Annotated in this window: 35 protein-coding genes; 12 read left to right on the top strand and 23 right to left on the bottom strand. The window is 60.9% G+C overall.

The genetic code is table 11. The features are described from left to right. Positions 1-5: 5 nt before the first annotated feature. From BLU35_RS00930 to BLU35_RS00870, 13 genes are all read right to left on the bottom strand, one after another. Positions 6-416 (bottom strand): phage tail tube protein, encoded by a 411-nt coding sequence (locus BLU35_RS00930; RefSeq protein ID WP_093231912.1) that lies wholly within the window; start codon positions 414-416, stop codon positions 6-8. Positions 417-449: 33 nt separating this feature from the next. Then, entirely contained in the window at positions 450-914 is a 465-nt protein-coding gene (locus tag BLU35_RS00925) for a hypothetical protein (RefSeq protein WP_093231911.1), read from the bottom strand. Position 915: 1 nt separating this feature from the next. After that, a complete protein-coding gene (locus BLU35_RS00920; RefSeq protein ID WP_093231910.1) occupies positions 916-1,209 on the bottom strand; it encodes a hypothetical protein in 294 nt (97 codons plus the stop codon). A gap of 1 nt (position 1,210) precedes the next feature. Then, entirely contained in the window at positions 1,211-1,540 is a 330-nt protein-coding gene (locus BLU35_RS00915) for a head-tail joining protein (RefSeq protein WP_093231909.1), read from the bottom strand. Continuing rightward, positions 1,537-1,959 carry a hypothetical protein gene (locus BLU35_RS00910; RefSeq protein ID WP_093231908.1) on the bottom strand — a complete coding sequence of 141 codons (423 nt, stop codon included), beginning with the start codon at positions 1,957-1,959 and terminating at the stop codon, positions 1,537-1,539. Before BLU35_RS00910 ends, BLU35_RS00915 begins: the two co-directional genes overlap by 4 nt. 83 nt (positions 1,960-2,042) lie before the next feature. Beyond that, positions 2,043-3,071 carry a major capsid protein gene (locus BLU35_RS00905; RefSeq protein ID WP_093231907.1) on the bottom strand — a complete coding sequence of 343 codons (1,029 nt, stop codon included), beginning with the start codon at positions 3,069-3,071 and terminating at the stop codon, positions 2,043-2,045. 27 nt (positions 3,072-3,098) lie between these two features. Beyond that, positions 3,099-3,455, bottom strand: coding sequence for a head decoration protein (locus BLU35_RS00900; protein WP_093231906.1), 357 nt, complete (start codon positions 3,453-3,455; stop codon positions 3,099-3,101). A gap of 2 nt (positions 3,456-3,457) precedes the next feature. Next, on the bottom strand, positions 3,458-4,012 hold the full coding sequence (locus tag BLU35_RS00895; RefSeq protein WP_093231905.1) for a hypothetical protein: 555 nt from the start codon (positions 4,010-4,012) through the stop codon (positions 3,458-3,460). A 23-nt stretch (positions 4,013-4,035) separates the two neighbouring features. After that, positions 4,036-4,944 carry a S49 family peptidase gene (locus BLU35_RS00890; protein ID WP_089043282.1) on the bottom strand — a complete coding sequence of 303 codons (909 nt, stop codon included), beginning with the start codon at positions 4,942-4,944 and terminating at the stop codon, positions 4,036-4,038. After that, a complete protein-coding gene (locus tag BLU35_RS00885; protein ID WP_093231904.1) occupies positions 4,941-6,662 on the bottom strand; it encodes a phage portal protein in 1,722 nt (573 codons plus the stop codon). The genes BLU35_RS00890 and BLU35_RS00885 overlap by 4 nt, the downstream gene beginning before the upstream one ends. Beyond that, positions 6,659-6,895, bottom strand: a complete 237-nt coding sequence (gene gpW / locus BLU35_RS00880; protein ID WP_093231903.1) for a gpW family head-tail joining protein — start codon at positions 6,893-6,895, stop codon at positions 6,659-6,661. Before gpW ends, BLU35_RS00885 begins: the two co-directional genes overlap by 4 nt. An 8-nt stretch (positions 6,896-6,903) precedes the next feature. Then, complete coding sequence (locus BLU35_RS00875) at positions 6,904-8,943, bottom strand: phage terminase large subunit family protein (RefSeq protein WP_093231902.1); 2,040 nt, start codon at positions 8,941-8,943, stop codon at positions 6,904-6,906. Then, the gene (locus BLU35_RS00870) at positions 8,940-9,602 is read right to left on the bottom strand and encodes a hypothetical protein (protein ID WP_176907098.1); all 663 of its coding nucleotides are present in this window, start codon (positions 9,600-9,602) and stop codon (positions 8,940-8,942) included. The genes BLU35_RS00875 and BLU35_RS00870 overlap by 4 nt, the downstream gene beginning before the upstream one ends. Positions 9,603-9,816: 214 nt before the next feature. Here BLU35_RS00870 and BLU35_RS00865 point away from each other — a divergent pair, with 214 nt between their 5' ends. Further along, complete coding sequence (locus BLU35_RS00865) at positions 9,817-10,299, top strand: hypothetical protein (protein WP_093231901.1); 483 nt, start codon at positions 9,817-9,819, stop codon at positions 10,297-10,299. On the opposite strand, the gene BLU35_RS00860 is transcribed toward BLU35_RS00865, so the two are convergent. From BLU35_RS00860 to BLU35_RS36575, 9 genes are all read right to left on the bottom strand, one after another. Next, positions 10,300-11,046, bottom strand: coding sequence for a hypothetical protein (locus BLU35_RS00860; protein WP_093231900.1), 747 nt, complete (start codon positions 11,044-11,046; stop codon positions 10,300-10,302). A gap of 232 nt (positions 11,047-11,278) precedes the next feature. After that, complete coding sequence (gene nusG / locus BLU35_RS00855; protein ID WP_286161419.1) at positions 11,279-11,827, bottom strand: transcription termination/antitermination protein NusG; 549 nt, start codon at positions 11,825-11,827, stop codon at positions 11,279-11,281. A gap of 94 nt (positions 11,828-11,921) precedes the next feature. Continuing rightward, entirely contained in the window at positions 11,922-13,169 is a 1,248-nt protein-coding gene (locus tag BLU35_RS00850; RefSeq protein WP_093231899.1) for a helix-turn-helix domain-containing protein, read from the bottom strand. 58 nt (positions 13,170-13,227) lie between these two features. Next, on the bottom strand, positions 13,228-13,467 hold the full coding sequence (locus BLU35_RS00845) for a hypothetical protein (RefSeq protein ID WP_093231898.1): 240 nt from the start codon (positions 13,465-13,467) through the stop codon (positions 13,228-13,230). After that, positions 13,464-15,257: a DNA cytosine methyltransferase gene (locus BLU35_RS00840; RefSeq protein WP_093231897.1), complete on the bottom strand. Its 1,794-nt coding sequence runs from the start codon at positions 15,255-15,257 to the stop codon at positions 13,464-13,466. The genes BLU35_RS00845 and BLU35_RS00840 overlap by 4 nt, the downstream gene beginning before the upstream one ends. Beyond that, positions 15,244-15,558: a hypothetical protein gene (locus BLU35_RS00835; protein WP_093231896.1), complete on the bottom strand. Its 315-nt coding sequence runs from the start codon at positions 15,556-15,558 to the stop codon at positions 15,244-15,246. Before BLU35_RS00835 ends, BLU35_RS00840 begins: the two co-directional genes overlap by 14 nt. Continuing rightward, positions 15,555-17,375 carry a hypothetical protein gene (locus BLU35_RS00830; RefSeq protein WP_093231895.1) on the bottom strand — a complete coding sequence of 607 codons (1,821 nt, stop codon included), beginning with the start codon at positions 17,373-17,375 and terminating at the stop codon, positions 15,555-15,557. The genes BLU35_RS00835 and BLU35_RS00830 overlap by 4 nt, the downstream gene beginning before the upstream one ends. Then, positions 17,372-17,851 carry a phage regulatory CII family protein gene (locus BLU35_RS00825; protein WP_093231894.1) on the bottom strand — a complete coding sequence of 160 codons (480 nt, stop codon included), beginning with the start codon at positions 17,849-17,851 and terminating at the stop codon, positions 17,372-17,374. The genes BLU35_RS00830 and BLU35_RS00825 overlap by 4 nt, the downstream gene beginning before the upstream one ends. Before the next feature lie 237 nt (positions 17,852-18,088). Beyond that, positions 18,089-18,250, bottom strand: coding sequence for a helix-turn-helix domain-containing protein (locus BLU35_RS36575; protein ID WP_353615015.1), 162 nt, complete (start codon positions 18,248-18,250; stop codon positions 18,089-18,091). Positions 18,251-18,373: 123 nt separating this feature from the next. Here BLU35_RS36575 and BLU35_RS00815 point away from each other — a divergent pair, with 123 nt between their 5' ends. From BLU35_RS00815 to BLU35_RS00765, 11 genes are all read left to right on the top strand, one after another. Beyond that, positions 18,374-19,099, top strand: coding sequence for an XRE family transcriptional regulator (locus BLU35_RS00815; protein ID WP_286161418.1), 726 nt, complete (start codon positions 18,374-18,376; stop codon positions 19,097-19,099). Positions 19,100-19,548: 449 nt separating this feature from the next. Next, entirely contained in the window at positions 19,549-19,731 is a 183-nt protein-coding gene (locus tag BLU35_RS00805) for a hypothetical protein (protein WP_093231891.1), read from the top strand. Positions 19,732-19,876: 145 nt separating this feature from the next. Further along, positions 19,877-20,119: a hypothetical protein gene (locus BLU35_RS00800; protein ID WP_093231890.1), complete on the top strand. Its 243-nt coding sequence runs from the start codon at positions 19,877-19,879 to the stop codon at positions 20,117-20,119. Next, entirely contained in the window at positions 20,116-20,436 is a 321-nt protein-coding gene (locus BLU35_RS00795) for a nucleoside triphosphate pyrophosphohydrolase family protein (protein ID WP_093231889.1), read from the top strand. The genes BLU35_RS00800 and BLU35_RS00795 overlap by 4 nt, the downstream gene beginning before the upstream one ends. Further along, positions 20,429-20,602 carry a hypothetical protein gene (locus tag BLU35_RS35505; RefSeq protein WP_176907096.1) on the top strand — a complete coding sequence of 58 codons (174 nt, stop codon included), beginning with the start codon at positions 20,429-20,431 and terminating at the stop codon, positions 20,600-20,602. The genes BLU35_RS00795 and BLU35_RS35505 overlap by 8 nt, the downstream gene beginning before the upstream one ends. Continuing rightward, positions 20,595-21,110: a hypothetical protein gene (locus BLU35_RS00790; RefSeq protein ID WP_093231888.1), complete on the top strand. Its 516-nt coding sequence runs from the start codon at positions 20,595-20,597 to the stop codon at positions 21,108-21,110. Before BLU35_RS35505 ends, BLU35_RS00790 begins: the two co-directional genes overlap by 8 nt. Continuing rightward, positions 21,110-21,511 carry a DUF4326 domain-containing protein gene (locus BLU35_RS00785; RefSeq protein ID WP_093231887.1) on the top strand — a complete coding sequence of 134 codons (402 nt, stop codon included), beginning with the start codon at positions 21,110-21,112 and terminating at the stop codon, positions 21,509-21,511. The genes BLU35_RS00790 and BLU35_RS00785 overlap by 1 nt, the downstream gene beginning before the upstream one ends. Then, positions 21,508-22,035, top strand: a complete 528-nt coding sequence (locus BLU35_RS00780) for a hypothetical protein (RefSeq protein WP_093231886.1) — start codon at positions 21,508-21,510, stop codon at positions 22,033-22,035. The genes BLU35_RS00785 and BLU35_RS00780 overlap by 4 nt, the downstream gene beginning before the upstream one ends. Then, positions 22,035-22,406, top strand: a complete 372-nt coding sequence (locus tag BLU35_RS00775) for an HNH endonuclease signature motif containing protein (protein WP_093232301.1) — start codon at positions 22,035-22,037, stop codon at positions 22,404-22,406. The genes BLU35_RS00780 and BLU35_RS00775 overlap by 1 nt, the downstream gene beginning before the upstream one ends. Next, positions 22,406-22,666 carry a helix-turn-helix transcriptional regulator gene (locus tag BLU35_RS00770; RefSeq protein WP_093231885.1) on the top strand — a complete coding sequence of 87 codons (261 nt, stop codon included), beginning with the start codon at positions 22,406-22,408 and terminating at the stop codon, positions 22,664-22,666. Before BLU35_RS00775 ends, BLU35_RS00770 begins: the two co-directional genes overlap by 1 nt. Then, positions 22,666-23,748, top strand: a complete 1,083-nt coding sequence (locus tag BLU35_RS00765; protein ID WP_093231884.1) for a tyrosine-type recombinase/integrase — start codon at positions 22,666-22,668, stop codon at positions 23,746-23,748. The genes BLU35_RS00770 and BLU35_RS00765 overlap by 1 nt, the downstream gene beginning before the upstream one ends. A 12-nt stretch (positions 23,749-23,760) precedes the next feature. On the opposite strand, the gene BLU35_RS00760 is transcribed toward BLU35_RS00765, so the two are convergent. Continuing rightward, positions 23,761-25,089, bottom strand: a complete 1,329-nt coding sequence (locus tag BLU35_RS00760) for a PIN-like domain-containing protein (RefSeq protein ID WP_093231883.1) — start codon at positions 25,087-25,089, stop codon at positions 23,761-23,763. Positions 25,090-25,381: the final 292 nt, after the last annotated feature.

The raw sequence follows: 25,381 nt of genomic DNA, 5'->3' as shown, positions 1-25,381 counted from the left end.
CTCCGTCAAACGGCCGGAACGAAGGTGATCACGCCCGTCATCGCTCCGCGGATGTCCGCCTGCAATTCGTTCGTCTTGTCACCGGAGAAGGTGCCTGACATCAGCGCATCGCCCTCGAAAGTGCCGACGCCGGGAACTGTGATCTGCCACTCGCGGACCACCTGGTTCACGATGTCGGCCGCAACCGACTTCATGGTCGCAGTGTTCACGAACGCGCCCTGACCGTTGAAGCGGATCGACTGGGTGCCATGCATCAAAGCCAAAACCAACTTGCTGCCAGGCGCGGCACAATTCGGCTTGGTAATGTCGATTTCTTCGTTGTTGATTTCGAGCGAGCGAGACTCGACGATGCAGGCAAGCTCGAAGTTGCCCGTATCATTCGCACGGGCAAAGGTAAGTTCGCGGCCGAGAGCCATGGCGATGTCCTCTGGTTAGGTGAAGCGGTAGCGCTAGAGCGCAGTCTGCTGGGGATCGGCTGCAAGCGTCTTGTAGGCGATCCGGTAGTTGATGGAGCCGGCGCAGAGAGAGGTGCCGGTTTGCGAATTCACGTAGTGCCGCTCGTTTTCGAGCAGTGCCTCGATCACGAGACCATCGAGCTTTATGGCAGCACCCATGGCACTTTCGACCTCGACGCAGATATCGTCGAACTCAAGCTCCGGATCATCGTCGCGAAGATGCACGACGATCGAAAGCGGCAAACGGCGATCGTAGCCATCCTCGCCATTCGGTCCCGAAAACGGTCGAAGGTCGGCGATCTCGTTACTGTCCGACCAGGTGAGCGTCAGCGCCGGCAACGCCTCCTGTTTGATCGCGCCCTTGCGACCACGAACGACCTTGTCGGGATCGGAGAAGCGCGGAATGGCGACCAGCCGCGCCTTCACCGCGTCGAAGATCTGGGTGCGGAGGTGCGCCATATCAGACGATCGCCTTCCCGAGATCGCGAAGCGCCTGACCGAGGATCTCGACCGAATAGCCGAGCGCCACAATCTGCTCCCGCGTCTTCTTCTGGTCGGCGAGCCGGCCGACGTCCGAGCGGATCGCCGAACGCAGACGGGACGGCAACTGCTGCCACGGCCGCTGCGTCATACCGCCGACGGCCTTGCGAGCCGCTTCCTTTTTCGCGCCTTCCTCGGTGGCGAATAGCGCCTGGCAGATCTCTTCGGCCGGGTCGACCTTCGCGGCCGCCGGCGCATCCTGTTCCTGTTTCATGTCAGATGTCTCCTGAAAGCGAGAGCTTGAGCATGGCCCGGGCGTCGTCGCTCACATTGATGATGGGATAGGTCACGCCGTCTATCGTGACCGTGTCGCGCTTACTTTCGAGACCCGGCACGTCGGTCGCGGCAACAGCGAGCAAATGCGTCGTTCCCTCGACCGCCTGGTCGACCTCTTCCATAAGTTCGACATCGCGCCAAACGCGGAGGATGCCCCGAACAGCCTTCGGACTGACGACGCCGGCGATGGTGAACATGGCATCGACGTTGCCGAAGGCCTTCGCGAACTTCGGCCCCATGCGGGCGAAGATTTCGGGGCGCCGCGTCATTTCGATTTCAGCTTGTCGACTTCGGCCTGCAGCAGCTTGACCTGGTCGGCGAGCACCGTCTGATCCGTTCCCGCCTGATCAAGCTCGGCTTCGAGATCTTCGTTCTTCTTCGACAGAACCTTGGTGTTTTCGAGAGCCGTGTCGCGCTCCGCGGTCAGGGTGTCGACCTTGCCCAGTAACTGATCACGCTCGTTGGTCAGTGCTTCGAATTCTTCGCGGATCCGCGCAAGGTCGGCACTCGAAGGGGCCGCGCCTTCCTTGACCGATGGGCCGCCGGTGTAATCGCCGAACGCATCGCGAAAGTTCTTGACCTCCTCTTCCGAGAGACCTCCCGCGCCAACGGGAACCGGGTCGCCGGCCTTGTAGACCTTCTTGCCGAGGGTGATGGTCACATTGAACTGCTCAGTTTTCTTGCTCATCGGAGCCTCCTGTTTACCGACTGCGGTCTCCGCCGCTTGAGAGCGACGGAGCCGAGGCTAGGCATGGGGTTACGTGGGGTAGGTCAGCGCACCAGCGCGAAAAGGCTGGCGTCAGGTTCTGGGGCAACCGGGAGCGGTGCGGCCTGCGTCTGCACGATCGTGCGAGACGGATTCCTTTCGCGCCACATGTCGGGGAAGCGTTCCATCGCCTGCAGCACGTCGTTGTCAAGGATCGCGCCGTACGCGAAGTGGCCCTGAAAGCCGTAAGGATCGAAGATCGCCACACCCATCGACGGCCAGAAGTTCTGTTTCACGCCGCCAACGGTGTAGGGCTGCGAATACTGGATGAACGTCAGTTCGCCGATCGTGCCAAGCACCGTGTAGTACTTGTTCTCGGCGCCGGTCGAGACCGGCCCAAGCTGCATGATGCCGCCGTCCTGACGCCGGTTGTCGAGCATCTCCTGGAAACGAGGCGATTTCTTCAGGAGCCCGGCGGCGCCCGGTCCCAACAGGACCTCGCGGGCAGTAAAGCCGCTGGTGTCGCCCAGTAGCTGCGTCCATGCATCAATGCTATCCATCGGATCGACACCTGCCTCACCCCAGCGCGCGGCGCCGGCAAGCGCGATGGTCAACGCAGCATCGCGCCCGAATGTCACCGTCTGCGTCGGATAGTCTTCGCCCTGCACGATCACCTGACCGGTGCGCAGAACCTGCGAGCACATGAACTCTTCGCGGCGAGTAATCCGCTGGTCCTGGTCATCGATGATGGTCGCGAGATTGTAGGCGTAGCGATTGGCAGGCGTATCCCGACCGCCGATCGGTTCGCCCGGAATGCGGATCATGTTGCCGCGGGGACGAAGCGTGTTCTGCGGCTTCACGTATGCCGGGGTAAAGCTGGTCGCCTTGAAGCCGCGATTGGCAGAGTCCTTGCCCGGAACATCCGGATGTACGAACGGAGCGAGCTCGCGATCGGGAAGGATGCGGTCAAAAACGATCTCTTCCATGTCGGAAAGCACGGTCGTCGAGAAATAGCGATCGCGCAGGAAGGCTTCCGGTCGGTCGCGGGGCGGCAGAACCTGAATGAGTTCCGCGGTATTGAGGAGGATATCCATCTGTCAGTTGCCCTTTCGGTTAGGCCGTTACTTCAGGACGCGAACGTAGAGGGGCGAGCCTTCCTTGCGGAAAGCGGCTTCCACGGTCGCGGCTGTATGACCGGCACCAAGGATGAGTTTCGTGGAATCGAAGGCGCCGCCGGCGTAGGCAGCGGCTACGACGTCAGCGGCGGATGCGTCGCAGTCGGTCGCGAGCACGAGGCCCGGCGTCTGCGAACCATCGGCGGCGGCCGAGGCGGACAAGGTGTACTTGTCCGAAGCGGTGATGTTGCCGATCACGGCGCCGCGCTTCAGGTTCTGACCGCTGGCGATGGTGATGTTGCGGGTGACGACCGGCACGTCGGAGACGAGCAGGTCGTTCGGGGCGAAGGTTGCTTCAGCCATGGTCAGGCTCCTCTGCGGTTACGGCCATGCATGGCCTGGATGGTGTTTCGAACACCGGCGACAACCGCCTGGCGCTCGCTCGACTTGCCGCCACCCGGCGTTCCCGCTCCGAGCTTCGGGCTCTTGCCGGCCATGCGACTGCCGAGCTGACCGCCCCCGCCGCCCATAGCTGACAGCAATGCGCCAGCGTCCTTGGCGGAATAGAACTTCGATCCGAAGGCCAGTTCAGCGGCGAGCCCCGGATTGGCATCGGCTTTCGGATGGGAAAGGATCGAGCGGATCCGCCCCTGCTCGGCGCGGCGGATCGCACTGGCAGAAGTGGTCTTGCCGTCGTCCGCCTCGTCCTCCTCGGTTTCGGCAGAGGTGTCTTCTTCCTCGGTCTCAGCCTCGGGGTCCGTCACGTCGTCTTCGGCAGAGGTTTCATCCTCGGTGCCTTCGGCGGTTTCTTCGTCTTCGAGTTCTTCCGGCCGCTCTTCTTCCAGCCGGGAGCCCTTTTTGCCGCTAATGGCGGCGAGCACGCTCCGCGTGAGCGCGCTGGTGCGCGTCAAGTTCGACATCGTCGTCTCCGTATGATGGTGGGTTAGCCGGCTGTCCGGCTCAGTTCCGCTTCGAAGGCCGCAAGGACCTGCGAAGGACGTGCAACCGCGTCGGCGAGGCCGGCATCAACCGCCTTCTGTCCGCGATAGACCCGCGCCTCGGTGGCGAGAGCGGATTGCTGGGTGAGGCGGCCGGCGCGGAAGCGCGCAACGGTCGCCGCAAATTCAACGCGAAGCTCTTCGAGCTCGGCGAGTTCCTGTTTCAAGACATCTTCGGGGATGGCCTGATAGGGATTGAAGTCGGCCTTGTGTGCGCCAGCCGAAAGGATCGTGACGTTCAGCCCCTCTTTCGCCAGCCAGGCGCTCATGTCGACATGCATGGAAATGACACCGATCGAACCGCAGATCCCGGTCTGGGGAATGACGACCTGTCGGGCCGGCGATGCACACAAATAACCGGCGGAGCAAGCGTGGTCGGTGAGCACCGCGATCGTCGGCTTCATCTGCGAAAGCTCGAAGATCTGCTCGGCGCAGTCGAAGGCGCCAGTCACCTCGCCGCCAAAGCTGTCAACCTCAAGCACCACTGCCTTGACGTCGGCGCTCTCCATGCAATCGCGCACCTGAAGCGAAATCGCTTCATAGCTCGTCATCCCGCACGACTGGCCGATCCACTTGCCCTTGTTGACCAGAGAGCCCTCGATCTCGATCAGTGCAATGCCACGCTCGGACAACATCTTGGGACCTTTGTAGACGTCGTCCCCCCAATAGTCCTTCGCGTCCCGCAGCTTCTCGCCAATCAGGCCCATCTCCTCGCCACCGGCCACATGCGCGGCAACATCGGGCGCACCGAGGACCCGCGGCCCGAAGGCGCGCGCGATGATGTCGCCCTTTGCCGGATGCAGCATCAGCGGCGTACCGAACATACGGCTGGCGATTTCAGGATAGTTCCTCATGCCGGTTTCCTTCTGGCAATCGCAGGGATGCCGACCGGGTGCCGGCGGGCAGACTTGCGGCCGTTGACCTCCTCCTCGGTATCCTCGCCGGGTTCGCGATCATCAGCCGGGTTCACGCGCGGACGCGCCGAGACATCGGCAGGCCCCATGGGCAAGCCCAGTTTTTCATAGAAGCTGCGCTCACGTGCCCGCTGCAGCGCGTCCATTTTCCAGTCCCGGCCCTGCTCTGCCGACTCCTGCTGGAGCGTCGTCAGGTTGTTTTCGATGCGCTCGCCGGCAGCCTGCGCTTCGCGCAACGGATCAATCCAGCCACGGCCGGGACCGATCCAGTCCGCGTGGCACCACGCCGCCGGGTTCTGGTCGAACGGCACGGCGTCGGCGGGAAGTTCGATCAGGCCCTTGTCGAAGACCTCCTCAAGGAACGCACGATAGATCGGAGCCATGAACTGGGCTGCAAAACCACCCTTCTTCGCCGTCAGTCCGCGCCAGATTTCGAGCAGGGCCGCGCGTGCCGACGAGTAATTGACGTTGCTCCAGTCCATCGTCAGCTGTTCGTAGGTGATGCCGATCGCGCTCGCGACCTTGCGCAGCGCAGCATTGACGAAGGCCTCAAAGTTCGCATTCGGATGCTCGGGCTTTGTCAGGGTCGCTTTTTCCCCCGGCTGCAGCATGTTGATGCGAACGCCGGGAAGGTCGATTGGCGCGGCGCTGTAGTAAGCCTTCTGCGCGTCTGACATCTCGCCGTAGACGCTCGCGACTTTCTGGGCCGACACGTCTTCACCCATGGCATCGAGAAACTCTTCCGGATCGAAGGGCGTCTCGATGAAGGCGGCCATGACTGCGTTCAATGCCGCCGCCTGGCTCTCGAAGTCCTCATAATCGGTCGACTGTTTGATCGAGCGGATGATGGGCGCCCAGTCCGAAACGCCGCGCGTCATGCCGGCGCGCTTCTGTTCGAAAGCATGAACGACGATCGGTCGTCCCCATTCGGTTTCCCGCTCGACATACTCCCATTGCCACAGACCGGTATTGCCGGCGAAGACTTCGCCGGGATGCGACTTGCGGAAATGATAACCCTGAGGAGCGCCGTAACCGTTGATCACAACCCCATCGCGCAGAAATTCGTCATCCATACGCCCGTTCGGGTTTGAGCACCGTGCCGGGTCGACGACATGAACAGCGGTCTGGAACAACGGGGCGTTGTCGTGCCAGACGATGACGCCCATCGCCTCACCTTCAGGGCCGAATCGCTGACGGGCGGCAAGGCCGAGAATGCCGGCCATCGTTTTCGTCCGCTCGGCATCGCACCACTTGTCGACGTCCTGCGTGTAGTCGCGCCACAAGGCCTCGATCCTGTCGGAGATCGCGTCGGCTTGTTCGAACGTCATGTTGAGCGAGACATGGTTCGGCCTGGCGGCAAGCGTCCAGCCGGAACCGATGATGTTGTCGACCAGGCGCGAGGTGCCGGCGGCACCCCAGCCGTCATTGCGGGCGACGTCGTTGAGCCGATCGACCAGGTCGACACGGTTCCACGACAACGCCGACTGGCCCGACCAGGTGCCCGGCCGCCATTTGGCGAGCGACGGATGATCGCTGGCGGCACCCTGATAGGCGGTCGATGCCATCATCCGGTTCTTCGTCATCTGCATACGCGCCGCCGCGCGCATGGCATCGGGCAACGGCTTGTCATCCGGCCCGTAGATCGCGACATCGCTCATCCGAAGATCACCCCACGGCTACGGGCCCGGCCCATTCGACGCTGGCCCAGCTGCGCCTCAAGACTGCGCACATATTGGCGCAGATTCCCGACATTGGCGGCGGCATAGGTAATCGCCTCGCCGTTGTAGTTCAGGCTGACTTCCGCGCGGCCGATCTCCAGTTGGTGGAGTGCCTCGCGCGCTTCTGCGAGCCGCGCCTGCAGCACGGAGCGTTCCTGTTCGGTCAGAGCCATCAGAGATCCTAGCGATTGTTGCGCTGGCGTGCCCGCTCGGCACGCGCAAGTGCGGCGGCGAGCCGCGACGATGCGTCGGTTGCCGTCGTTTCGGGCGGCGTTTCCGTTTTCACCTCAACCCGGTTGAGATGGTCTTCGAGGTCACCTTGCTGCGGCGCTTCGATCCGGCCGAGGCGGTCGGCTATTGCGTCCCACTCTTCGTCCGTCCAGTACGGCACGCCCCAGCGATAGGCACCGGCAAGACTCTGGTTGAGCATGTCGATGATTTCGTTGCGGCGACCGTCGAGCAGCTTCCAGACATAACGGGTGTGGCCGCTACGGGTCTTTTCCGGCACGCGCGCCTCCGAGGTCGCCTGCTGGTAGAAGTCGTCGCCAAACCCTCTGGCAAAGCGGATGTAGCCTGCCCGTTCCGGATCGCTTTTCTTGTAGTCGCGATAGAGCCGCAGCTTGAAGGCCGAGGCATTGAACGTGAAGAAGCGCGACGACCACTTCTGCTTTTTCGGCTTGCCGCGCTTGTCGTACTCTTTCGTCTGCACGATCGGCGGCGCGGCCTCGGTGTTGCCACCGCGAACCATGATGACGCGAGATTTCGGGTGCTTACGAACCCAGTTCCAGACGTCGTCGGTGTACGCGTTACCGTCGATTGCCAGACGATCGGCGGCGCGCTTCCGGCCAAGCTCATCGAGCCATTGACGCTGCAACAAGTTGTCCAGAGCTGCCCGCACCTCTGGTTCGGAAATGTGCCCCGAGTGTTCCTTGAACCCAGGCAGATGACTGCCGGCGCGGTTGTCGATTACGCCGTGGTCGATGACGGCGCGATAGCGGTTGCGTCCATAACCGACGAGGAGCCATTCGACGCGGTCGCCCTGGACGTCGAGACCGAGCACCAACGCCAGCGCTTCCGCCGGAATAACGCCGCGGCGGAAACCTTGCTCCTCGCCGCGGTCGCGTAGAACTTCCCAATCGACCGCCTTGTTGTCGGCCTCATAGGCAAGACCGAGCCAGTCGTTGAAGAAGGTCTGCTCGGCTCCGGAGCCATTGTCCCGCTTCTCCGGTCCACCGGCCTGAAGCGAGAGCCATTCGCGCGCCAGGTTCTCCCAGCGTTCGAAAGGCGAATACGCCATCCATATCCGGAACGACCGATGTCGGCGCGCCCGTTCGGGATACTTGGCGACCCACTTCGCGCCGTTTTCCGGCCGCACCATCCATTCACGGTGATGCTCGTGGATCTCGCAACCGCAACCGATGCAAACGAAGTGCGCGTTTTCCGGATGCTCGGGATCGATGTGATCCCGCATGTTTTCCCAACGCAGCTCCTGCAACTCGCTGCAGTGCGGGCAAGGAACGTGATAGCTCTCCTGCGTCCCCTCGCGATAGTTCGCCGTGATCTTGCATCCGGGCTCGACCATCGGCGTCGAGATCTTGAAGACCTTGGCATTGAAGAAGGCCTTGCTGCGACTGTCCGCCTGGACTTCCGGGTCGCCCGCCTCGTTCATCTGCCACTTGGCAAGGTCGTCTTGGACCTGCTTTCGCGGCGAGATCATCGACAGGCCTGCCGGCGAGTTGGCGCCGGCCGCCTGGATGGCGCCGCGTCCGTCGATGCGCTCCTTGTAGAGCACCGAGTTGCTGGCATCGCGGCTGTTCTGCGAGAACAGTTTGGCGACGGCCGGCATCTCGCGCACCAGCGGCATCAGCTTCGTCTTCGACCAGCGCCCCGCGTTCTCCTCTGTCGGGTGGACGTAGAGGAAATCGCCGGGCGCCATATCAAGCGAGCCGAGCGTGAAGATGTTGGCACAGATGGTGCCGCCGATCTGTGCCGATTTCGCCAGGCTGACGATGTTGCACGGGTCCTCGGGCGACAACGCCCGAAGGATCTCCGAAAAGAACGGGACTAGGTCTTCGTTGTACGGCCCCGGATGGTCCGTGATGCGCTCCGAGAACACGATGTTCCGCTTGGCCCAGTCGAGATAGTCGACTGACGGCGGCGGCTCGCAGATCTCGGCCAGGACCGAATAGATCATCCGCTCCGGATTGAACAACATCGTCACGGCTGTTGGTCCTCGACGTGTTCAGCCTGCCCCGCAGCGGTGCTGGCAAAGTCCTTCGCAGCCTTTGCCCGTGTTTCGCGGAACGACTTGAGCAACGCATGCATGACGTCGTGCATCGGAACATCGAACTGGGCAGCCATCGCCTTCGCCATGGCCGGAATACCAAGTTCCATCACCTTGAAGGCCTCGGTGACGGCTTTGACCGTCTGACGCCTGGCATCGTCGGCAAGCATGTACCGCCCAATTTCAAGCGCTTCCTCACGCTCCAGCTGGGCTGTCTTGATCTGCTGCTGCCTGAGACGCTCGGCCGCCAACTTGTCGGCAACGTCGTCCCGGACAATCAGGTCCGCTTCGTCTGGATCCGAGGTAACCGGCACCGAGGCCGGTCGCGCCGCGCGCCCACCGAGGTTCAGCGCTGGCTGGCGGGTTGGCATGTTCAACGATGCCTGCCCGTTGGCACCAAAGCGCTGGGAAGGCTCAAGCGTTTTCTGCAACTGGGACTGGGCGATGGCCGGCCTGATCTTCGCCGCCCTACCTTCGCCTTCAAGTGCATCGCCGTAGATCTTGCCTTCGGCGATGTACTGCGAGATCCGGCCAGCGCTCACGCCGATGTGTGCGGCGAAGGCACCCTTCGTCATCGTGTCAGCGGACAGGCTCATTTTAGCTTTCGACTTTAGCCAAGCTCTTTAGTTTAGGCTCTGACTTTAGGCTTCAAAAAGTCGCTCAGACTAGGCAACCACCGCGGTGCCAAATACCCGTAGGTCGGGTTTTCTCAGGAAGGACCCGCATTCCTGTCCCGCCCGACTAGCGCAGCCTCGCAGGTTCGCTAATGTCCCGACGCGCGTTATCGATTCATGAGGCAATGGAGACACTATGGGCGAGTTGCTTGATAGGCATTTTCAACACCAAGTTTTGCAAACTCTGGCGGGCGGATACCCCGAACGCATGAACATTGAGGAATCATTCGGCGAAGAATGGGGCAGCCGCCTAAAGGTGAACATGCACTATCTTCAAGAGCACGGCTTGCTCGAACTGCATCACCCCAACCCCAAGGGATACGGAGACCCGAGGGACGCATCCATAACCGCCAGTGGTCTAGATTTCCTCGCGGGCGACGGTGGACTAACTGCGATTCTTGGAGTGGTCACAATCAAGCTTCACGAAGATTCGATTAAGCGAGTGCTTGCGGACAAGCTGATCGCATCAGACGCAGATGATAGCGTAAAAGAAAAACTGCTTTCCCAACTTCAGGCACTCCCTGCTGAGGCGACAAAAGAGACGATGATGGCGGGACTCAAAGCAGGGCTTGATAGCATCCCCGATTTCGTCGTTTGGCTTTCCAATTGGATCAGCTAGTCAGTGGGCCGTTCGAACCGCCCGCTCGAATGCAACTGCGAAGTGATCGTGAATGTTCGCGGCCACATAGCGCTCGACGACCTCGCGAAGGTGGAGGCGGATGCGATACGTGCTTTGCGACACGAACAGGATGACTGGGAAGATCGCCTGCGTGGTCGGGTCTCGCTGCCATACACCCGGAAACAGATGGCTCGGGCGCGTCGCAGCGAAGAACCGCGCGTTCTTGTAGTTCTTGTTCCGCTTCGCCGACTTGTCGGAGCGGACGCGGGTAGCACCGGCACCTCGATAGTCGATCTGCAAGTCAGCCATGACACGGTTCAGAAAACCTTGCGTCATGTTGCCATACCGATCGAGAGGCGCACGCTTGGCAGGAACGGCCACCTCGTTACGCTTCATCAGTCCCCGATCGATAAGCTGCCGCTCGAACGCCTTATGCGTGCGCATCCAGCCTTCGATCTGTGGTCCGAGGAACGCCGTTGCTGGCAACCCGCCCTTGGTTCGATCACCCGTCACCACGACGGCAGCCTGCAGGTTCTGCCTGGTTGCTCGATCATAGACGACCCCGCGCTTTGCATAGGGCGTAGGCCGATCGAACACGCGATCCATCTCGCGCTGCACTTCGAGCCGCCCGCCCTTCGCCGTCTCGTTCAGCGTCAGCATGATCGCGTACGGCAACTGCTTGCGCTCGATATCGCGCAAGGACCGATCAAAGCCCGACAGATCGAATTTGATGTGGGCGTCGATCATCGGCGAAGACCAGCGAGAAACTCATAACCCTTAAAACGAAAAAGGCGACCTTTCGGCCGCCTATCATCTGGTCATAGCAGTAGCACTCGCCCTGACTCGGTGCCTCGCTTCGGAGGCTGTGAGGGCGTGGGGCCGGTGCGTTGGTTCCCTGAGGCTTTCGCCTGCTCTGCCCTAACACCTGGCTAGGGGATCGGAGGGTAACGTCATCCGGCTCGTCCGTGGCAGATGACTCTCACAGCTTCTTGAGAAACGCAAGAGGCATGCTTTCAATGTCGAACGGCGTGCTGTGCCCTTCTTGCCCGACATTGATACGGACACTTGCCCTTGCCTCTCTGCTCCACCTCACGGCCGTCACGACACACCGGAAACCTGCGAAGGGACCGAAGACGATATCCGCCAGTGTGCCCTGTCCAATCGATTTGTCAGTCGCCACGCGCGGCGCTTGGAGTCCATCTGACAGTGCTTTGAAAACAGCCACATCGTTATCACTGACCACGTGGTAATACGCGTCGCAGCCTACGATATTGATGACATTTTTCTGATGGCGAAGCGCCAAGAACGCCTCAGCAGAACCGACCACACGAACGAGCAGATAGCTCGCCAAACGCGGAATCTCGGTCTCTATTTTCTTGCCGCGACGTATGGAAACGATCTTTTCACGCGGCACAAAGACCTCAACGTTGGCCGCCGTCAGTGCGTTTTCCACATCGAATTCTTTTCCGCGCACGACGTGCAGGCAGTACCAGCGGGCGTTTTCGGGGTTCATTTCGGTCACTTTCATTGAGGCTGCCTTCAAATTCATTGCTGTGATTCGCCGCATTCGGTCCATGAAACCGTCTCGCGATGCGGTTGCGATCGGCTGACCCTTCAATCCCCTATGCTGCATCATGGTCGCCCTTGCTCCTTGCCGTGAGATAGTCGGAAATCTGTTCGCGGTATCGATCGACCGCCGACGCAACGGCGCGGTCGAGATCCTCGTCGGGGTCGAGCGCCGGGAAGTAGACCCAGTCAGGCAAGCGCCCGTCGAAGAACGGCCAGCCACGGCGCTTGTGTTCGCGACGCCAAGCCTCCATGTGGTCGGAATCTCGGTGCACCTGTTCAAAGCCCTTGGCGGGCTCCTCGATCGCGAGCTGGCATACCCAGCCCTGCCGATCTCTGGCCCGCTCGTGCATCGTGTTCACGGTCGGCCAGCCGCCGCGCATGCGCTTCTCAGCCATCACGTCGGCGAGGGTCGTCTTGCCGTGATCGATCTGGAGCTTGTCGAAAGCTGTCGGCCCGGCAATGGAGCCGGTCGGAGGGCACAGCAACTCGGCAATGCGTGTCGCATTCCAGAGCTTGCCGTAAGGGTTAGCCATGACACTGGTCGGCTTTTCGGCCTCTTTCGCCGAGGGCACGGCCTGCCACAGCTTCTCACTAAAATAGGTCGACGGCGCCGGCACGTGGGATTTCTTCTGCGCCTTGAGCAACGCCAACCAACGCGGGAAGCGCTCGGCAGCCTCGTGACGCTCGTCGGCCGTGAGCAGGTACCAGGCGCGACGAGCCGGCTCTTTCGGCATGCCGGCGAAACCCGGCCAATCCTTCACCAACGCCCAGAAGGCCCTGTCGATGGCCGCTGCGCTTTCCGTGGGGCTTTCCTGCCCTTCCGCCTCGCGCACGCCCTCTCTCAGATTCTTACAATCAGTATTTGCTGAATCTAAGTTATTACTATGTGCCGACTTTACCGGCGACGGCGAAACCGGCGACGGCATCACCGGCGCCGGCATTTCAGTCTGCGGTAGAAATGCAACACTCTCGCCGGAAGCCATATTTTCCAGCACGTTGCGCGGCTCGTCGAAGATCACCAAAACCGACGACCCGAACTTGCCGTCGTCGCGCTGCTGCTCGCGCTCTGCATAGCCGCACTCGACCAACTCGGCGATCATCTTGCGGGCCTTGTCGCGTCCGCAACCACCCTTGTTGGTGATATCGCGCAGCACCACCGTCCAGTTATCCGGCTTGGAAAGCAGGTAACTTAGCAGCCAACGCGCCTCCATGGAGAGACGCGCATCTTCAAATACGTGGTTCGGTATCGCCGCATAGCGCGCATTTCGCACGCCGCGCCGGATGGTTGCCTCTTGGCTCACTCCACCGCCTCCAATTCCAATGCAATTCGCTGATGTTGAGAAATCCGCGTCGGCGCCGTCACTGGCCACCGCCTTCCGGCGCCAACTGCGCCGCGCACAGAAACGCCTTGAAGCGGATCTCGACTTGCCGGGTCGCGGCGGCTTTCGACGGCTCCGAGCCAGAAACCTTGCTGCCGCTTTCGGTCAACCAGATACGCCAGCGCCATACCTTGGCGCGCCGGGCCGGAGGATAGATCGCACCCACATGGACGCGACCGCACATCAGCGCAATTCGGTAACCTTCATCCGACCAGATCATGCCGCAGCCCTCCGCACCGCGAGGTGACTGCAATTGGCGGCGACCAGGGCGCGCGCGACGGGAGGGCATACGCTGTTGCCAACGCATGAAACTTGCACCGACTTCGAAAAGTCGCGCCAAATCGGCCCCATGCCATCGAGCTGATAATCCCAAGCCCCGTCGATGACGTAATCAGGCGGAAAGCCTTGCGCGTTGTAGAGTTCGCGCGGCGTCAACATGCGCATGCCGATATCGACAACGACAAAGGTCACGGCATCGACCTCAATCGTCACGAACTCTCGATCATCCCAGAGGCCATGCGCCCGCATGAATGCGGCAACCTGACGGGCACGGACCGCCTGCGCCTCAGTAAAGGGCGGCACGTCAACAACCGCCTCGACCAGACCGTGACGAGCCTTGACGGTTGCCGTGCGCATAGCCTCGTCGGCTCGCGCGCCCTCGCCCGTTCCGTAGTAGGATTGCAGATACGGCATAACCAGTTGGCTCTTGCCCTGCCCTTCCGTTGTGATGGTGCCCGCCGCCCGCTGGACGCTATGACAGGTCCCGGTCCCGAACTGACGGGCGACGTAAGCCGACACAAGTTGTTGCTGGCTGTCCGACTGAGTGATCGTCGATGCAGCTGTGTCCAATGGGCGGCCGGTATGAACACCGCCGGCGAACTTGCCATTGTTGTACTGCGCCATGAACCCGCAGATGACCGCGTTCTGATCTTTATCGCTCGCAGTGATCGTATGCGCCTGCCCTTCGACCGAGCGCACCGCACCACCCTGCTGCGCATAGGTCAGCACCGGCGCAATAAGCGCATGCTTCGCCCCGCCAGCCACAACCGTTCCGAGCGCCTGATCCACGCTCATGCAGCGCGGCAACTGCCCGACCCGCTCGCCGTATCCCGTTTGTACGAGAAAGGGCCGATGCGCACGGATCACGAACCGGTCCATCCCACGAGCGATACGGGCGTGTGAGTTGTCGGCCAGCGGGCGCTGCGCCCGTAGCTGATACTTGCTCCAAATCTCGTCGGCCGTGTCAAAGATCGATGGGCAAGGAAGGCTCCAGTCGATGCAGTCGGCAACAATCGGCCAAGGCTGCTTGCGTCCGGCGATCACGTCCGGATCGTCCGGCGAACCATGCGTCGGCTCAGGCCAGACGATCTTTTTTCCGTCGAAGCGCATAATGATGAACAGCCGCTTGCGGATCGTCGCCGCGCCATAGTCGCGGCCTCTCAACTCGCGGCTTTCCATCCTCGCGCCGCGACGGCGCAGCTTGCGGCACCATTTCTGATAGGTCTCGCCCTTCCTGTCAGGGTCCGGCCTAAGGCCTTTCGGGGTCTCGATGAGCGGCCCGTAGTCTTTGAACTCCTCGACGTTCTCCATAATGACGACGTCGACCTTGCCGCCACTTTCTTGAATGCGCTCGATCCAGCCTGGAATGATCCAGCATAGGTCTCGAATGTTGCGCTCCACCGGCTTGCCACCCTTGGCTTTGGAGAAGTGCTTGCAGTCGGGCGAGAACCACGCCAAGCCGATATGCCGCCCCTTGATGTAGTCCAAGGGGTCCAGCCTGTAGACGTTTTCCGAAAGGTGGTGCGTTTCCGGGTGGTTCGCAGCGTGCAGCGCCAGAGCGTCGGCGTTGTGGTTGATCGCAAAGTTGGGCGATCGGCCAAGAGCCAATTCGATGCCAGTCGAAGCTCCGCCGCCGCCGGCGAAACTGTCGATGATCAGCGGCTCGCCCAGATGAACCGACGCCATGATCGCGTCGCCGCTTGTCTCTGCAAACAGGTCAGTTCGAAACATTCATGCCCCCTGCCCTAGCGCCTCGGCGCGCGATCTCGACGAGCTGCAAGCGCGCGTACTCACGCGAGACCCGCAAAGTGATGGGATGGCCGCCGTCATCGCAGCGGGTGCCGCAGAGCGCGGCGATTTCGGTTGCCAGGCAGGTGAGGCCCGGCTGAAAACCCGCCCGCTGGAGCGCGGCGCGGATTGCCATCTGGTCGCGCAGCAGCACGTCCAGCGGTGCATTGAGGATCCAGCGAGCCCGAGCGGCATCATCGGTCGCGTCGAGCAGTTCCTCGACGATTGGAAGCAGCGCCGTCATTGTGTGACCGCCTTCAGCAACAGGGCTCCGGCGGTCGCATGCAGCGCCGATGTCCCGGCATCAGACAATGCCCAAGTCACCCCGTCGCGCGACTCGATCAGCCCATCGTCCGAAAGGCTGGCTATCAGCGCTTCCGAAACTGTCGGCCGCACCCCGATCCCGCGCCGCAAGGTCACGTCGTCGAATTCGCCATGCTCCAGCATCCAGACGAGTGCACGAGCCCGCTCCTCGTCGAGCCGTTCGTCCATCGTCTTGCGGGGCGTCTCGCGGGCGAATTCGTCGGGCTGCGGCTTGAAGGTCATGGGCGCGACATTGCCGCCGGCCCCCGGCAACAACGGCGCGGCGTTCTCATAGGCCTTCCAATCCACGCGAATGATGCGCGGGAAGCCGTCGCCGTAGCTGCCGTCTTCGTTCTGCTCCCAGACAAACCAAGCCGTGTTCATCTGGCTCGACGCTTCCGGGCCGTCCCATCCGTCCCGGTGCATCATCGGCAGGCGCCGGGTGAAGAGGTAGACGCGCGAAGGCGGGTTTTCGTCCATGACGAAGACGCGGTTCGGGTCGTCGAAACCAGCCGCGAAATTCCAGTTGAGCAGTAGCGCCATCTTGCGCGGCTTGTGCTCGCGCAGCGCATGAGCCGGGAAAGAGTTCGCCAGCTCCGCATAGGGCGGGTTGGTGACGATATCGACGCCGACGGAACTACCGGCGACAGAAAGCAGGAAGTCCCCCACCTGTTGCGGCTCGCCGCGCCGCGTGGCAACGCCCCGGTCGACGAGATCCGCGATCATCACCTCATAGCCGGCATCTTCGAGCGGGCGCATGATCGCGCCCTTCCCGACGGCCGGCTCTTTCACCGTCGCCGAGAAGCTTTCCAGCGCCAGCAGCGTGCGCATGGCCTCGATCGGCGACTGATAGAGCTGGTCGCCCTTTTCATCAGACGGGGCCGATCGCGTGCCGATCGCGTGCGACAGGCTGCGCCGGCTCGGATCAAGCCCGGCCTCCAAGCGTGCTGCAATCACGCGGTCGACGAAATCAGGCTGCTCGCGCACAACGTTCCGCAGCTTGCGCGCCTCATGCAGGCGGCGCTTGTCGATGCCGACATCGTCGAGTGAAAAAACGTCCGCATCGCGGACCTTTGTTGCGCGCCCCTGCTTGGCGACCTTCCCTTTTTCCTGCGCCTCGTCGATCGTGTCGGCCATTGCGACGTAGCACATGCTTTCGATCTTCAGCGCTTCAGCCTGCATAAGGCGCGCCTTCTCGATCAGCTCGCGCGAGGCCTTGACCTTCTCGGCATAGTTCACCGCCGCCTTCGCCTGCTCGTAGGCCCCGGTCGAAAGCAGCAACGCCGCCCGCACATCACCGGCGCTCAAGAGAGCGCGCGCCGTCTTGATCGAAGCCACCAGGTCCGAAGATTCGGCAATCGGGGTCGCAACAGGCACGGGGACGGCGAAATGCTCGCAAGGTGGCGAAGTAAACAAAACATCGACACCGCCGCCATCGAGCCCGATATCGATGCTGACCGGCAGCACATCACGCGCCTGCGGATGGTTTGCGGCGTGGAGGGCGATTGCCTCGGCGCTGTGGTTCACAAGGTCGGCCATGGAGGTTGGCCGGTCCACGCCCGCCAGCTCGTACGCCTTGTCGGCCGGATACCAGATGCTGGCGTCCTGCGGATGGCGCCGCAGCAGGCCCCGGCCGTTGAGGTTACGGCAGGTTCTCACTTCCGCTTCGGTCCCGACGACCAGCACACCCTCAGAGAGGGCGGCAGCAAGAAGCCGTTCCGCCCTCTCGCCCATGTTTTTCGGAAGGTTGCCGGTCACGATGCCGCCCCCTCGTCGAGGCCAGCATCGACCTCCTCCAGGGCGCGGATTGCTTCGCGTAGCTCCTTGCGGATCGTCTTGCGGTCGAGCGCATCGACGTTGCCGTCGCGGAAGGCGTCGAGGATCGCGCGCGCAACGTCGGTCGCCTCGTAGAGCACGCGATGTGCATCCGCTTCGGTGAGTGCTGTGCTTCGCTCGCGCTGCGACATGGGCGTCAGGTCGAAGCCGAGCAACCGGGCCATTGCCTTGACGATGACTGGGGATTTCGCCCGCCGGTCGGCCTCGATCGCGACGTCGATCGGGATCAGCCGCTTCTTGTTGCGCTCGTCGAAGCTTGCATACTCGGAAAGCTTGCCAGTCGTGACACGGGTCAGCGGCTCGAAGCCGGTCACGCCGCCGCCGAGCTTGTAGCAAGCCTCGGTATCCGCTTTCAGCGTGCGGATCTCTTCATCGGAAATTGTGCGAATGCCGGACATGCGAAAACACCCCGCAAAAGTGGCAAGGGAAGGATCTTGGGAAAGGATTCGATGACGCTCGGCTGTGCCGCGCGTAGGGTTCAGGCCATCAGATCAAGGGAGGCCCACATGGGTAGGCAGATACAAAAGCAGGGGCGCGGCAACGATGCGTATCAACACCGCGCCCCTGCCCTTCAGCAAGGCGCCCGGGCGGGAGGAGGAAACCCGGTCTTCTCGCGCCTCGCTTGGGAAACTCTATCATTCATCGACCTCCACGGAGCGAACGGCGGACCGTCGATCTTCAAGCAATCTCTCGATCAACTTAAGAACCGGTCGGGAGGGCTTGGACTTGCCATTTTTCCACCGCGACACCGTGGCCTGATCCACCCCCAACGCGTCCGCGAGAAGCGGCTGGTTCATCTCCAGCGCGCTCAAGGCCTCAACGATGATGTTCGGACAAGCGTCTACGTGCGTCATGCATTTTAAATGCACTACGCATTCTTTCGAGTCAATGCCTATTGCATTTCAGTTTCGGATATCAAAATGCGTATGAGCGATGAAAAAGAAATCGGGCAGCGTCTCAAAGAGGCGCGAAAGCGAGCGGGCTTCCGGACGGCGAAAGAAGCCGCAGAGTCGCTTGGCGTTGCTTATCCCACCTACAGCCAGCATGAGAACGGCACGCGCGGTATTCTCCGAGAAGCTGAGCTCTATGCGCGCCGGTTCAAGGTTTCCCTTGACTGGCTTCTTCGCGGGAAAAGTGTAGACACGCTCGCCGGCTTTCCGGAGGAAACGGGACCTAATTTCGAACAGACCAGCAAGCCAAACGCGAGCTTCCCGCCGAAGTACCAATCGTTCTCTGGCACTCACTCGATACCTTTGCTCGGCCAATCCGCTGGGGGCCCCAATGGCCAATTCATCCTTAACGGAAGTGAGGTTGGCCGGGTCTTCTGCCCTCCAATGCTGGAGGGCGTCGAAGGCGCTTACGCTGTGCGAGTTTACGGGACATCGATGGAACCCCGGTTCAAGGCAGGGGAAACGGTGTGGTTGAACCCGAACGAGCCCGTTCGCGCAGGGGACGATGTAGTTGCTCAGATCCTCGGCGCCGACGAGGGCCAACCGGAAAGCTACATCAAGGAATTCCGGTCGAAGTCTTCGAAGGTCTTGCGGCTATGGCAGCACAATCCTGATGAAGGAGAGGAGAAGGAGCTTAGCTTCTCCGCCGACCGAATCTTCTCGGTCCATAAGATTGTGTTTCACGCTACCGTCTGAGCCGGCAAATCTGAAAACCATGTAGGCCGGATGGTCAGATTTCTGTGGGCGGGAGGCACCTTTGGGCACTCGCTGCAACGGATCTTGCGGCACAACTGCATGTAGTTGTGCACTCCAAGCGCTGACACCTGGCGCAAATTCGAAAGCTTGAGCACTCGCGCATGACCGCAGTCATCGCAGGCGACATACACGCTCGAAAGCTCAACCACCAATCTCAAAGCGTCTGGATGGTCAATTGCCGGCGCCTTTGGCATCTATCAAGCTCCCGTTTGTTCTCTTTTCGTTCACGCGAACTCAAATCAGATTTCCGACCTTGAGTCGAGTGGTTTCCGGTTGACGATTGCGACGCACTACCTCAAATAAATGCTTTATGCATTTTTTGGATTGACGCATTAAGATGCGTTATGCATATTTTCTTCGCTTCCTACACTTCAACAGCGGAGAAACACATGCAACCGAACGGCGGACTCAAAACTCGAAACACTCTCAACCGCATGGTTCTCGCCATGGTCGAACATGGCGACGGCTGCACGGCCGACGACCTGAAGCGCAAGAACTTCACCCCCGAAGAAATTCGCGTGCTCGGCCCGAAGGCCGCAGACCTCGCCACCGCCCGGGCGAACCCGGCGTAAAGCCCGTGGCGAAGAGAGCCCGCCGCCGCGATCCGCAGTTGGTGTCCCCTGTGAACGACGCTCCTGTCTGGATCGTGCGCGGCGCGCTCGCCGCCATGGCATCAAGCCTCATCTTCTTTGCGGCCTTCTTCTGGACCCTCTCGCCATGACCCAATCCACCAACGGTTGGCTTCAAACTGTCCGCCAGTCCCACGGCACGCGGCTCGCCGCTGCTCTTGTCGACTCCCGCCTTGGCAGCCTGACTGACGCGACCGAGAGCTTCCAGGAGATCGCCGACCGCCATGGCGTAGATGCTTACGACCTATGCGCCCTCTGGCTCGACGACCCGACCCGATCTTTCTCAACCGCCATTAACGCCGCCGCGATCCGCGAAGGAGCAGCCGCATGAGCATCACCCTCTGGAAACCGGAAACGGACATCGTACTGCATCAGGCGCTCGGCAAGTGCGCCGAGGAATGCGCAGAGCTTTCTCAGGCCTTGGCACGTTGCCTCATTCAAGGCTTCCACGAAGCCGAACCCGTCACACACAAGCTCAACCGGACGCATCTCTTCGAAGAGGTGGCCGATCTCAACGCGGCGCTGCGCTGGCTTTACGACGTCTTGGACGAGCCGTTCAAAGGCGAATCCGAACGCGAACGCCGCAAGCTCGACGGGTTCAAACGCTGGCAGGCCATGCTTGAAGCAGAGGGCGGCACCAATGGCTAACGCCCTCTACCCCTTCCGCATCCATTTCCACGATCCGGACCTGTCGCCGATCGACATCGACGCCGCCGACGCCAAAGCCGCGCGTGACATTGCGGCCGAGCGCCGCCGCGTTCCCGTCGCTGCGATCCGCAAGGTCAAAGTCATCAGGGAGAACGCCGATGTATGAACCCTTTTGTAATCCGCAAAAGGAAGTCGCAACGAGGTGGTGCCCAACTGTCTGGCTCGACGAGGTCGCCGGCATCCTCGTCGCCGACCCCGCCGATTGCGTCCACACCGACGGTAGCGGCGGCTGGTTGTTGCTCGACGAGGATGCGGAGAAAGATCGCAGCGATGGCAATAGCCTGCCGGTGACGCCCGGCCAGGTCGTGAGCTTTTGCGCTCATCGCACGTACGGTTACTTTGAGCTGATCGTGAATGACGATCGCACCTTCGAGTGCGACCCTTACCCCGACGACGCCACGCATTTCGCCCACGCGGACGAATGCGACTGCGAAACGATGTTCTATAGCGTCGCCGAACTCGTCGAGCAGGGCGATCCGGACGCTCTGGGCACCGCCCCTCTACCGGCTGGCCTGCACCTCATCAACATCTGGCACTGGTCCGACGAAATCGCCTTCCGCTTCGAGGTCGAAGACGGCAAGCCGAAATTCGTCCGCTGCGCGGGAGCAAACTGATGGCTGACGGCACCAAGCCTGTCCGGCTTCAGCTGTCTCGTACCAAAGGCTTCAGCCTGCAGCAGATCAGCGAGGCCACCAACGGACTGCCGGCGGTCAACGTCGCGCGGCCGTCAAAGTACGGCAATCCCGTCATCAAGCAGGACTTCGACGACCTCCAGGCGATCTATGCTGCAATCGGTCGACCGCCGATCGAGGGCACGTGGCAGTACCATGCCATGAAATGCTTCGACGCATGGATCGGCGGAGAGATACCGGAACTCGACGCGCCGCCGACTTGCGACGAGATCCGGCGTGAACTGCAAGGCAAGAACCTCGCCTGCTGGTGCAAGCCCGGCGACCCTTGCCATGCCGATGTCCTGCTTTTCATCGCCAACGACGCCGGCGAGGCGAAACCATGAACATCGACATAGCGAAGGAAAAGTATCGCGACGCGCGCAAGTTGCTCGCCCTTGCCAGCGAGGAATGGTGCGAGTCCTACGATGTGGAACGCGGGAAGAATGAGATCTGCTCCAAGGAGCCGATGACCGGCGAAGTCGAGCCGATCGCGCTGATCTTGCCGGAGTGCGGTCGCGAAGATCGCCGCCTGATGGCGCACGCGCCGACCTATATGCGCGCGATGGACACGCTTCTGCAGTACGCCTTCGATGAGATCGTCAGGCTGCGCCGACGTGTCGAACAGCGCGTGGAGAAGCCAAAGGACTTTGCGGCCGAGTGCTCCATGAAATGCGCAGAACCGGCCTTCAAGAAGTACCTCGAAGAGAAGCACGGACTTGAAGCCCCGCTGACCAACGACCGAGCGGCGACGCGCGTGCGCTCGGTTCTCGCGATCTCCTCCCGCAAGCAGTTGAACGACGACCCCGCAGCCGCCGAGCGCTGGAAAGCACTCCGCTCGGACTTCGACCTCTGGAGGCGGCACGGATGATGATGAGCCGCCGCGACGAGATCCGCGAGAAGATCATGGCGAGGGTCGTCACCGACCCCGTAACCGGCTGCTGGATCTGGCAAGGCCCGACGTCGGGAAAGACCGGTCGCGGCAAGGACTATCCACGCATGTCTCTCAGCGGCCAGACGGTCGCCGTGCATCTGGTCATGTGGACCAACGAGCACGGTTACATTCCCGGCAAGAAGCAGCTCGACCACAAATGCCGCAACCGCCTCTGCGTCAATCCGGACCCGAAACATACGGAGCTGGTGACGCACAAGCAGAACCAGAAGCGCCGCGACCAGGCGCGCGCAGTCGCTATGCTCGGCCACAACGGCGGGCTACCGCTCGAATGCGAGGAGGTCGCCTGATGGTAGCTCTAAGCCGCTCGACGCCCAGAGTGACGGCCTGCCCACTGCCGCCCGTGCGCGGGCTCAACCGTGAGCAGGCGTCGGCCTATGTCGGCGTCTCGACCAGCCTGTTTGACGAAATGGTGAAGGATGGCAGGATGCCCCGACCGAAGAGGCCCAACGGACGCACCGTTTGGGACCGACTTCAACTCGATCGGGCATTCGACCGCCTGCCCGGTGGAGAGATCGACGAGGGCGGCGAGTGGGATGTTGAAACCTGATGCCAAGGAAGCTCAGAAGAAAATACCTGGTCGAAGACAAGACCGATGGAGTGCTGCGGTTCTATTTCCGCAAGAAAGGCCAGCCGAAGATCCGCCTGCCCGGCCATCCTGGCTTGCCAGAGTTTGAGGCAGCCTATTTCCAAGCCCTCGAAGGTAAGTTGAAGGCTGACAAGGTCGGGCCGAAGCTGTCAACGAAAGGAACACTGCGTTGGCTCTGCGAGCAGTATTTCCAGTCGGCAGTTTTCAAGCAGCTTGACGCCGGCACACGGAAGGTGCGGAAGGGGATCATCGAGCACATATGGGCCGAACCCACCAAGCCAGGCGGAACCCGTCTGTTCGAAGACATGCCGCTGCCGTCGTTCGGCGCCAAGGCGGTGCGCGTTTTGCGTGATCGCAAGGCGGAATTGCCCGAGGCCGCGAACGGGCGCGTTAAAGCGCTCCGCGCCGTGTTCAACTGGGCGACCAGCAAGGACGTTGAACTGGCGCCGGCCAATCCGGCTCGCGACGTCGATTACTTCAAATCTGAGGGTGAAGGCTTCCACTCATGGACCGAGGCCGAGGTCGCCCAATTTGAGGCGCGCCATCCGATCGGCACCAAGGCAAGACTGGCGCTCGCGCTGATGATCTACACGACGCAGAGGCGCAGCGACATCGTGCTCTTTGGCAAGCAGCACATATCCAACGGCTGGTTCAATTTCACGCAGTTCAAGAACCGCCGGCACAAACCCGTCAAACTCGCCATCCCGATCCACCCCACCCTCGCCGACATCATCGACAAGAGCCCGTGCGGAGATCTGACGTTGCTGGTGACCGAGTTTAACAAGCCCTTCACGTCGAACGGTTTCGGAAACTGGTTCCGCAAACGCTGCGATGAAGCGGGGCTGTTTCACTGCTCTGCGCACGGGCTGCGCAAGGCGGCAGCAGCTCGCCTCGCCGATCGTGGCGCAAGCGAACATCAGATCATGTCGATGACCGGCCATACCACCTCGAAAGAGGTGACGCGATACACGAAAGCCGCCCGCCAGAAAGTGCTGGCAAAGGCGGCTGTGGAGTTGCTCGACAGGAATGTCTTAGAAGATTGACCTAGGCAAGACCTAGGCAAGGTGCTCGGGCCAACCGCCCGAAAATCTTTCCCCTACCTTCGTCAAGCGTCCGCCCTCCTTGTCAAAGAACACCAATGTATATGGCGTAGGCAAGCGGAGCGGGGAAAAAGCTTGGTCAACGTATTCTTGGCTAATCTGAAACTTGTCCAAGACTACGACAAAGCAGAGATAGTTGAACCCTTTTACTGAGGTCCTGGCCTCCACGTATAGCTTGTTTACTCCGGCAAAAAACTGCTCGATGCTTGAAACCGCCTCCCATCGGAGCAATATAGTTTCCTCTAGGAATTCGCTCTCTAAAAATATCTCGCGACGCGCTTGGTCGTAACTTGTCATTTTGTACGCAAAGAAGCGCAGGGCCGCCCAATCGACTATGTTCGAAGTTAAATTAGCAATTGTCGGCATAGGGCCGGCGATGTTTGAGATCTCCGAAATTTGCGAGATCGTAACCTCATCAACCTTAACCGCGAAGGCTCCTTGCGCGTGCTTGAGGAAGTTGGCTGACGTGTACATGTAGAACATGCCGCCTTTTGTCGCGCTACTGAGTTCAGCTACTAGTTCGGGCCTAGGTCCAAGTTTCTTTTTGCCGCCAGAATCGATTGTCCACCACCAATCCGCCTTCTCATCGTCGGTGATGAAGATAAAATCACCACCCCGTGCCTTTGCGTGGTTAAGGAGTTGGAGCCACAAAAGAACGTCACCATACTTCGCGTGATACCTCACGCCGTTATAGCTATAAGCCTCGACTTTCCGGCTATCGGCGTAACCTGGCGGGCTCTGGAACTTTATTCGCTCATCACCCTCCTTTTGGGCCTCAATTACCGCCTCTTGTGTTGGGGGATCACCAATTCTGCCTTCGAGCAGGCTCTCGATTTTATTCCGGATCTCATCATCATCGTTGACATCAAATTGCGAAGCCTCGAGTTCGTCCAACTGCGTGTAGAACTGGTCCGCGTGCTGCTTCAAACCAGCAAGCAGATTGCCTGCATCGATTAGAGAATGACGCTTGTTAAGCTTCGATTCCAATTCGCGCTCCAGCGTCTTCAGGGACCCGTCGATCAGTGAGCGCACCTCGGCAAACTTTTGTTTCTGCTCCCCCACCACGGAGGCCCGATTACGGTGATACTCCAGCGCGACTTGAAACGGGACCCACAAGCGATCCTGCACTTTGTCAAGCACCGAGAGCAGTTCATCGCGGGCAGTCTTGGGATATCTATAGAGGTTTAGCAGCACATTGGCGTCCAGCACGATCGTGGCGGAGCCAAGAAGAGAATTTAACTGGTCTGCGCCAGGACGATAGTAACCGGGAAAAAGCGTGCGCATGCCAGCCTCTAATTTGACAACTGCTGGTATACTGCCGTCACGTTCCCAGGATGACAACCGCCCCAGCAACAATCGGACAGTTGTACATCGACATAAGCGCAAAGCGGGAACAAAAGTGTCCAGCTTTTAGGGGTAGTGTAGATTTTCTGGACGTTTAGGGCGAAAAACCACAATAAAATCAAAGGTTGATTTTAGTGATGGTGCCCGGAGGCGGGCCACCTGAATCAAGCAAAATTAACCCCTTATCGGAATGCTGGACACGGGTTCGTCCAGCATTTTTGTTATGTTTTTT

It is taken from the genome of Sinorhizobium sp. NFACC03, assembly GCF_900103435.1.
Classification (GTDB): Bacteria; Pseudomonadota; Alphaproteobacteria; order Rhizobiales; family Rhizobiaceae; genus Ensifer.
The sequence above is the reverse complement of the archived record's forward strand: the minus strand, read 5'-3'. Positions and strand labels throughout refer to the sequence as shown.